Source organism: Roseateles chitinivorans (assembly GCF_002761755.1).
GTDB lineage: Bacteria > Pseudomonadota > Gammaproteobacteria > Burkholderiales > Burkholderiaceae_C > Roseateles > Roseateles chitinivorans.
On sequence record NZ_PEOG01000121.1, the window covers coordinates 1 to 8,123 of the forward strand.

Below are 8,123 nucleotides of genomic sequence, written 5' to 3' on the forward strand. Positions count from 1 at the left end.
GCATCGCCTGCGCGACCTGCTGCTCCGGCGTCGGCGCGGTCTGCGGCGGCGGCACCGCACGGTCGGCGGCGGCCTGCTCGGCGGACTCGGTGATGATGCCGCGGCCCGCATCGCCGTCGACGGCCGGCGGGCGCGCGCTCTGTGCGGTCTGGGCGGTCGGCGCCGGAATGCTCAACGGCGCGGTGCCATCCTTGCGCGGGATGTCGATCGGCAGGTCGACCGGGATGGGACGGGGCTGGGTCTCGAACAGCAGCGGGAACACGATCACCGCCACGCCCACCAGGACCGCCGCGCCGATCAGCCGCCGGCGGGCCCTGAGGCGCAGTTGCTGGACGTCATCCACCGCCTCGGCGCCGCCGCGGGCACGGCCACGACCGCCGTCGCCGGAGCGCCCCCGCTCGCCACCGCGATCGCCGGCCTCATTCGCTTCGCCGCGCTTCAGGAAGGAGAGAAAACCCATGTACTCGGAAGACCTGGTTGGTGCCGCGCCGTTGCCGCCCCGGGAGCGGAAAGCGGCCCATGCGCATCTGCGGACAGGGCCGCCGACTTCAATCGCGACAGATTCGAATGCAGCGTTGCGATGCGTTCAACGCACGGTGTGTCAGGACACGGATTCCGGCTGGACGCCGCCGCCCAACCTCGGGATGCCGTGCTTGAGGATGCCGCCCACGGTGAAGAACGAACCAAAGACTAAAATTCTATCAGCGGGGTCCGCCTCGGCCGCCGCCGCGGCCAGCGCCGACGCCGGGTCCGGATGCACCGAACTGCCCACCTCTTTCGGCGCCTGGAGCGCGCCGGCGGCGCGGGCCTCGTCGAAGCGCTGACGGAGCGCCTGGGCGCTCGCCGCACGGGCGATCGGCAGGTCGCAGAAGTGCCAGTGGTCGACCAGCGGCGAGATCCGCGCCAGGATGTTGGCCAGGTCCTTGTCGGCCATGGCTCCGAACACGGCGCGGGTGCGCGGATAGAAGCCCATCTGGTCCAGGTTCTGCGCCAGCGCCGCCACCGCGTGCGGGTTGTGGGCCACGTCCAGCACCAGCATCGGCGAGCCCGGAATGACCTGGAAGCGCCCCGGCAGTTCCACCAGCGCCAGGCCGGCGCGCACCGCCTGGGCGGAGATCGGCAGCCGCTCGTACAGCGCCTCGAACACGGCCAGCACGCCGGAGGCATTCAGCAGCTGGTTCACGCCTCGCAGCGCCGGATACGACATGCCGCTGTAGCGGCGCGAGCGCCCGGCCCACTGCCATTGCTGCCGGTCGCCGGAGTAGGTGAAGTCCTGGCCCAGCTGGCGCAGGTCGGCGCCGATCGAGGCCGCATGCGCGGCGATCGACGCCGGCGGCATCGGGTCGGAGACGATCGCCGGCCTGCCCGGCCGCATGATGTGCGCCTTCTCGCGACCGACCGATTCGCGATCCGGTCCGAGGTACTCGGTGTGATCCAGGTCGATGCTGGTGATCACGCTGCAGTCGGCATCGATGGCGTTGACCGCGTCCAGCCGACCGCCCAGGCCGACTTCCAGGATCACCAGGTCCAGCGGCTCCGAAGCCAGCCGGTGCAGGATCGCGAGGGTCGTGAACTCGAAATAGGTCAGGGTCAGCTCACCGCGCGCGCGTTCGACGGCCTCGAAATGCGGCAGCAGCGACGCCGCATCCACCGGCCGGCCGGCGACGCGGCAGCGCTCCTGGAAATGCACCAGGTGCGGCTTGATGTAGAGGCCGACGCGATAACCGGCCTGCAGCGCGATGCTCTCCAGCATGGCGCAGGTGGAGCCCTTGCCGTTCGTGCCGGCGACCATGACGACGGGCGTGTCCGCACCGAAGCGCAGGCCCAGCCGGTCGCGCACCTCGGCGACCCGGGCCAGCGTCATGTCGATCTCCTTGGGATGCAGCCGCTCGCAGCGCGACAGCCAGGCGTCGAGCACCTGCTGCGGATCGCCGCCGGGCGCCAGCATCGGAAGGGACAGATCGTTCGGAGCGTTCGAGGTGGAGGACGCAGAAGGGGTCGCAGAGGTGGACATGGGGACTTCCCAGGCTCAAATGAAGACGGCCAGACCGGGAGAGGTCTGGCCGTGCTGAGGACCGGAACCGCCGCAGGCGGTTCGGCGGCGCGCCGTCAGGCGACCGCGTCGGCGCTCTGGCGCTGCAGGATGGCCAGGTTGCGGGCGATGACCTCGCGCAGCTTGCGGCGGTCGACGATCATGTCGATCGCGCCCTTCTCCATCAGGAACTCGGCGCGCTGGAAGCCGGGCGGCAGCTTCTCCCGCACGGTGTTCTCGATCACGCGCGGGCCGGCGAAGCCGATCAGCGCCTTGGGCTCGGCGATGACCAGGTCGCCGACGAAGGCGAAGCTGGCCGAGACACCGCCCATCGTCGGGTCGGTCAGCACGCTGACGTAGGGCAGCTTCGCCTTGGCCAGGCGCGTCAGCGCGGCGTTGGACTTGGCCATCTGCATCAGCGAGAGCAGCCCCTCCTGCATCCGCGCGCCGCCGGTGGCGGTGAAGCAGATGAACGGGGTCTTCTGCTCCAGCGCGGTCTCGACGCCGCGCGCGAAGCGCTCGCCCACCACGGAGCCCATCGAGCCACCCATGAAGTCGAACTCGAAGCAGGCGGCGACCACCGGAATGCTCATCACAGCGCCGCCCATGACGACCAGCGCGTCGGTCTCGCCGGTGGATTCCAGCGCTTCCTTGAGCCGGTCCGGATACTTCTTGCTGTCCTTGAACTTCAAGGCGTCGACCGGCAGCACCTCCTGGCCGACCTCGTAGCGGCCCTCGCCGTCCAGGAACGCGTCCAGGCGGGCGCGGGCGCCGATGCGGTGGTGGTGGCCGCACTTCGGGCAGACGTTGACGTTCTGCTCGAGGTCGGTCTTGTAGAGCACCGTCTCGCAGGACGGGCACTTGATCCACAGGCCTTCCGGCACCGTGCGGCGCTGGTCGGGATCGGTCTGCTGGATCTTCGGGGGAAGCAGTTTCTCAAGCCAACTCATGGCGGGCTCCTATGTCTATCGCCAAACGCAAGACCGGGACGTCAGCCCCGGTCAGGCGTCCAGCGCGGCGCGGATCTCTCGGATGAAGGCCGCCGCCTGGATCGCGGCATTATCCCTTGTCTGGGACTCGATCAGCTGGACCAGCGCCGAACCGATCACCACCGCGTCCGCATGGCGCGCCACGGCGGCGGCGGTGGCGCCGTCGCGGATGCCGAATCCCACCCCCAGCGGGATGGGCACGTGCCGGCGCAGCCGGGGCATCGCGTCGGCGACGGCGCCGGTGTCCAGGTGGCCGGCCCCGGTCACGCCCTTGAGCGAGACGTAGTAGACATAGCCGCTGGCCAGCCGGCCGATGCGCGCCACGCGCTCATCGGTCGAGGTCGGCGCCAGCAGGAAGATCGGATCCAGCCCCTGCGCCTTCAGCGCGGCGGCGAAGGTCTCGCATTCCTCGGGCGGGTAGTCGACGACCAGCACGCCATCGACGCCGGCCGCCTTGGCTTCGGCGACGAAGCGCTCCAGGCCGAAGCGCTCGACCGGATTGGCATAGCCCATCAGCACGACCGGCGTCGCGTCGTCCTGGCGGCGGAACTCACGCACCATCTCCAGCACATGCGTCAGCGTGATGCCCTTGGCCAGCGCTCGCTCGCTGGCCTTCTGGATGACCGGGCCATCGGCCATCGGGTCGGAGAACGGCACGCCCAGCTCGATGACGTCGGCGCCGGCCCTGGCCATGGCCAGCATCAGCTCGACGGTCACGTCGGCATACGGATCGCCGGCGGTCACATAGGGAATCAGCGCCTTGCGACGCTGCGTGCCCAGACGGGCGAAGGTGGCCTGGATGCGGCTCATTGGGCGCCTCCCTTCACCGCATGGCCGGCCATCGAGGGCCGGTCGAAGTACTCGGCGCCGGACAGGTCGGCGACGGTGCCGATGTCCTTGTCGCCGCGGCCGGACAGGTTCACCAGCAGGTGCTGATCCGGACGCATCGTCGGGGCGATCTTCATCGCATGCGCGAGCGCATGGCTCGATTCGAGCGCCGGGATGATGCCCTCGGTGCGGCAGAGCCGGTGGAAGGCCGCCAGCGCCTCGGCATCGGTCGCGCCGACGTATTCGGCACGGCCGGAGTCCTTCAGGTAGGCGTGTTCCGGGCCGACGCCGGGATAGTCCAGGCCGGCGGAGATCGAGTGGGTCTCGATGATCTGCCCGGCCTCGTCCTGCAGCAGGTAGGTGCGGTTGCCGTGCAGCACGCCGGGCGAGCCGGCGCTGAGCGTGGCGGCGTGCTTGGGCGTGTCCACGCCCTGCCCCGCGGCCTCGACGCCGATCAGGCGCACGCCGGCGTGCGGGATGTAGGGATAGAAGATGCCGATCGCATTGCTCCCGCCGCCGACGCAGGCGATGACCGCGTCGGGCTGCCGGCCGATCATCTCGGGCATCTGGACCAGGCACTCGTCGCCGATGATGCGCTGGAAGTCGCGGACCATCATCGGATACGGATGCGGGCCGGCCACGGTGCCGATGATGTAGAAGGTCGACTCGATGTTGGTGACCCAGTCGCGCATCGCCTCGTTCAGCGCGTCCTTGAGCGTCTTGGAGCCGGACTCCACCGGCACGACCCGGGCGCCCAGCAGGTTCATCCGGTAGACGTTGGGCGACTGGCGCTTCACGTCCTCGGAGCCCATGTAGACGACGCACTCCATGCCGTAGCGGGCGCAGATCGTCGCAGTGGCGACGCCGTGCTGGCCGGCGCCGGTCTCGGCAATGACGCGGCGCTTGCCCATGCGGCGCGCGAGCAGCGCCTGGCCGATCGTGTTGTTGACCTTGTGCGCGCCAGTGTGGTTCAGGTCCTCGCGCTTGAGGAAGATCTGCGCGCCGCCGAGCTCCTCGCTCAACCGGCGGGCGTGGTAAATCGGGCTGGGACGACCGACGAAGTGGGCCAGCTCGTACTGGAACTCGCGAATGAACTCCGGATCCTGGCTGTAGCGGGCATAGGCCTCGTTCAGCTCGTCGAGCGCATGGATCAGCGTCTCGGCGACGAAGCGGCCACCGTAGTAGCCATGCGAGTGGGCGGTGGACACGGGGCCGAAGCGGCCGAGCGCGTCCGGTTGCGCGTAGCCCGGCAGTAGGCCGGTCGCGAACGGAATCGAAGTCTTGGACATGAGGGGTCCTCGGTGAGGATGCCCGCGCGCGTTTCGAAGGGGATTCAGACCGACATCAGGCGGTCGGCCTCGCGCACGGCATCGCAGAACTGGCGGATCTTCACGGCGTCCTTGAGGCCCTTGGCGGCCTCCACGCCGGAGCTGACGTCAACGGCCCAGGGCCGGACCTGCCGCACGCCATCGATCACGTTGGCTGCACTCAACCCACCAGACAAAACGACCGGAGAGGGAACGCTTGGAGGCAGCAGTGACCAATCGAAGACCTTTCCGCCTCCACCGTAGCCGTCGACGAAGGCGTCGACCAGCACGGCCTGGGCGCGGGAGAAACGAGTCGCGAAGTCTAGCAAATCGAAGCCCGGCGCCATCCGTGCCGCCCGCAGGTAGGGGCGCGCCCAGCGGTCGCAATCCTCGGGCGTCTCGTCGCCGTGGAACTGCAGGGTGAGGTTGGGGATGGCCGCCAGGGCCGACTCGATCACCGCCGGCGCGGCGTTGACGAACAGGCCCACCGGCGTCACGAACGGCGGCAGGCGTCGCGCCAGTTCGGCGGCGCGTTCGAGCGAGACGGCGCGGGGGCTCTTCTCGTAGAACACCAGGCCGATGGCGTCCGCGCCAGCGCCGACGGCGGCTTCGACGTCGGCTTCACGGGTCAGGCCGCAGATCTTGATTCGGGTTCGGCTCATGGGGCGCAGTCTATGGAGGTTTTCGGGCGGCGAGGCATGCGCTCACGGCAACCAGTCCATCGCCGCGGTGTGGCGCGGCAGGTTCAGATGGTCGTCGTAGGTCGGGCCGACGAAGTACAGCCCGTCCGGCGGAAAAGTCGGCGCCGCCGCGTCGCGCGAGCGCGCCGCCAGCACCTCGTCCATCCAGGCCGGCGGCTTCTGGCCAGCGCCCACCGCGACCAGGCAACCCATGATGTTGCGGATCATGTGATGCAGGAAGGCGACGCCGTCGAACTCGAAGCGCCAGTAGGCGCCGCGCTTCTCGATGCGGATGTCGCGCAGGATCTTCACCGGCGAGGCGGCCTGGCACTCCGACGAGCGGAAGGAGCTGAAGTCATGCTCGCCGACCAGCCGCGCCGCCGCATCGCGCATCGCGTCGCCGTCCAGGGGGCGGAAGGTCCACCCCACCCCACCGGCCTGGATGGACGGCCGCACGTTGGACTCCAGCAGCAGGAACCAGTAGCGGCGGCCGCGCGCCCAGTTGCGCGCATGGAAGTCCTCGCCGGGAAAGGCGGCCCACTGGATCGCGATGTCGCGCGGCAGATAGCGGTTGACGCCGCGCACCCAGGAGAAGGCTTCGCGCTCCACCGGCGAATCGAAATGGACCACCTGGTTGAGCCCGTGGACGCCGGTGTCGGTGCGGCCGGCGCAGATGGTGCGGATCGGTTGCGCGACGAACCGGGCCAGCGCCGCCTCCAGTTCGTCCTGGACGGTGCCGCCGCCAGGCTGGCTCTGCCAGCCCTTGTAGGCCTCGCCGCGATAACTCACGCCCAGCGCCACGCGCATGCAGGTCTCCGAACTCGAAAGGAAGCCGCCCAAAAGAAAAGGCGCCCGGCCAGGCCGAGCGCCTTGTCGTGAACCGGCCGCAGTTTAGCGAAGCTGGTCCAGCATCTGCTGAGCGCGGTCGCGCACCGGGCCGGTGGCCTTGCCGACCAGCTCCTGCAGCACGTCGCGGGCACCTTCGGTGTCGCCGATCTGGCGGAACTCCTCGGCCAACTCCAGCTGACGCTGCAGCGCCTCGTCGTCGTTCGGATCGATGCTGTCCAGGTCGACGCCCAGGTCGTCCAGGCTCATCGTGTCCGACGCCGTCGACTTGGTGTCCGACAGCCCTTCCAGGTCAGGCAGGTCGATCGAGGCGATGTCCTCGGCCTCGACGGACGGGCCCGACTTGCCATGGCTGGCCGGCGCCTGCGACGGCAGGTCCAGGTCGATGCTCGACAGGTCGAAGTCCAGCGACGACGAATCCTGCGCGGGCGCCGGGGCCGGCGTGCCGCCACCCAGGTCGTCCAGGTCGCCGAGGTCGAACTCCAGCTCGCGGGCATTTGACGGCGCCGGCGCCGCCGGCGGCGTGCTCAGGTCCAGGTCCATGCTCATTGGCGCCTGGCTGGCGGACGACGGCAGCGCCTGCGTGGCAGCCATCGCCGGCGCCGGCGCGGGGGGCGACGCCAGGTCCAGGTCGAGGTCCAGGTCCATCAGGCTGGACGGACCGCTGTCGCGAGGTGCGGCGGTCGCCGCGGCGCGGGCGATCGCCCCGCCGGCCGGGTGCGCGAGGCCCGCGGCCGGCAGCGTGCTGGCGTTCATCGGCTCGGGGCGCTCATCGTCGCTCTCGAACATCGTCGGCGCGCCGCCGGGCTGGTACAGCGGATTCTCCGGGTCGACCTGGCGGCCGAGTTCCTGCACCTTGGCCCAGTCCTCGCCCTGCCCCTTGGTCTCGGCGTAGAGCTGCACGGCCAGTTGCTCGAAGCCCTTGATGTCGCGGCGCTTGCCGTAGACCTCGAGCAGCTTCAGGCGGATGGCCAGGCGTTCCGGGTTGGCGCGCAGCGCTTCCTTCAGGATCTCCTCGGCCTGCAGGTCGCGGCCATAGGCCAGGTACACGTCGGCTTCAGCGACCGGGTCCACGTCGCCGATCGCGTCGAGCTGGCTCAACGAGTAGCTCATCGACGACTGGCCGGTGGTCGACGCGTCACGGGTGTCGACACGCTGACCGCCGCTGTGACCGAAGAACGAGTCCGGCGCCAGGCGGCTCTCGGCGAAGGCGGTTTCCGAGCGGGAAGCCGCATCGCGGCGGGCACGCCAGCGGTTGTAGCCGATGCCGCCGGCGATCACCGCCAGCGCCGCGACGAGCGCGGGCAGGTAGTCGCCCAGCGAGTCCAGGAAGCCAGGCTCCTCGGGCTCCGCATGCGGTGCGGGCACGGCGCGCGGTGCCGACGCGGCGGCCGGACGGGAGGCCGGTGCCTCGGCGACGGCGGCCGAGGCCGGTGCGGAC

At 70.1% G+C, this 8,123-nt stretch carries 7 protein-coding genes and 1 pseudogene; all 8 read right to left on the reverse strand.

Translation table 11 applies throughout. The annotated features are described in order from the left end of the window. A pseudogene (locus CS062_RS24405) lies at positions 1-460 on the reverse strand (hypothetical protein); the annotation flags it as partial. A gap of 141 nt (positions 461-601) precedes the next feature. Next, the gene (gene folC, locus CS062_RS24410; protein ID WP_099864410.1) at positions 602-1,948 is read right to left on the reverse strand and encodes a bifunctional tetrahydrofolate synthase/dihydrofolate synthase; all 1,347 of its coding nucleotides are present in this window, start codon (positions 1,946-1,948) and stop codon (positions 602-604) included. Between the two features lie 161 nt (positions 1,949-2,109). Beyond that, entirely contained in the window at positions 2,110-2,982 is an 873-nt protein-coding gene (accD, locus tag CS062_RS24415) for an acetyl-CoA carboxylase, carboxyltransferase subunit beta (protein WP_099864412.1), read from the reverse strand. Between the two features lie 51 nt (positions 2,983-3,033). Beyond that, positions 3,034-3,831: a tryptophan synthase subunit alpha gene (gene trpA, locus CS062_RS24420; protein ID WP_099864414.1), complete on the reverse strand. Its 798-nt coding sequence runs from the start codon at positions 3,829-3,831 to the stop codon at positions 3,034-3,036. Then, positions 3,828-5,138, reverse strand: coding sequence for a tryptophan synthase subunit beta (gene trpB, locus CS062_RS24425; protein WP_099864416.1), 1,311 nt, complete (start codon positions 5,136-5,138; stop codon positions 3,828-3,830). Before trpB ends, trpA begins: the two co-directional genes overlap by 4 nt. 44 nt (positions 5,139-5,182) lie before the next feature. Continuing rightward, a complete protein-coding gene (locus tag CS062_RS24430; RefSeq protein WP_099864417.1) occupies positions 5,183-5,818 on the reverse strand; it encodes a phosphoribosylanthranilate isomerase in 636 nt (211 codons plus the stop codon). A gap of 42 nt (positions 5,819-5,860) precedes the next feature. Further along, on the reverse strand, positions 5,861-6,643 hold the full coding sequence (gene truA / locus CS062_RS24435; RefSeq protein ID WP_099864419.1) for a tRNA pseudouridine(38-40) synthase TruA: 783 nt from the start codon (positions 6,641-6,643) through the stop codon (positions 5,861-5,863). Between the two features lie 84 nt (positions 6,644-6,727). Then, on the reverse strand, positions 6,728-8,123 hold a 1,396-nt coding region (locus tag CS062_RS24440), incomplete at its 5' end, for a FimV/HubP family polar landmark protein (RefSeq protein ID WP_303645167.1).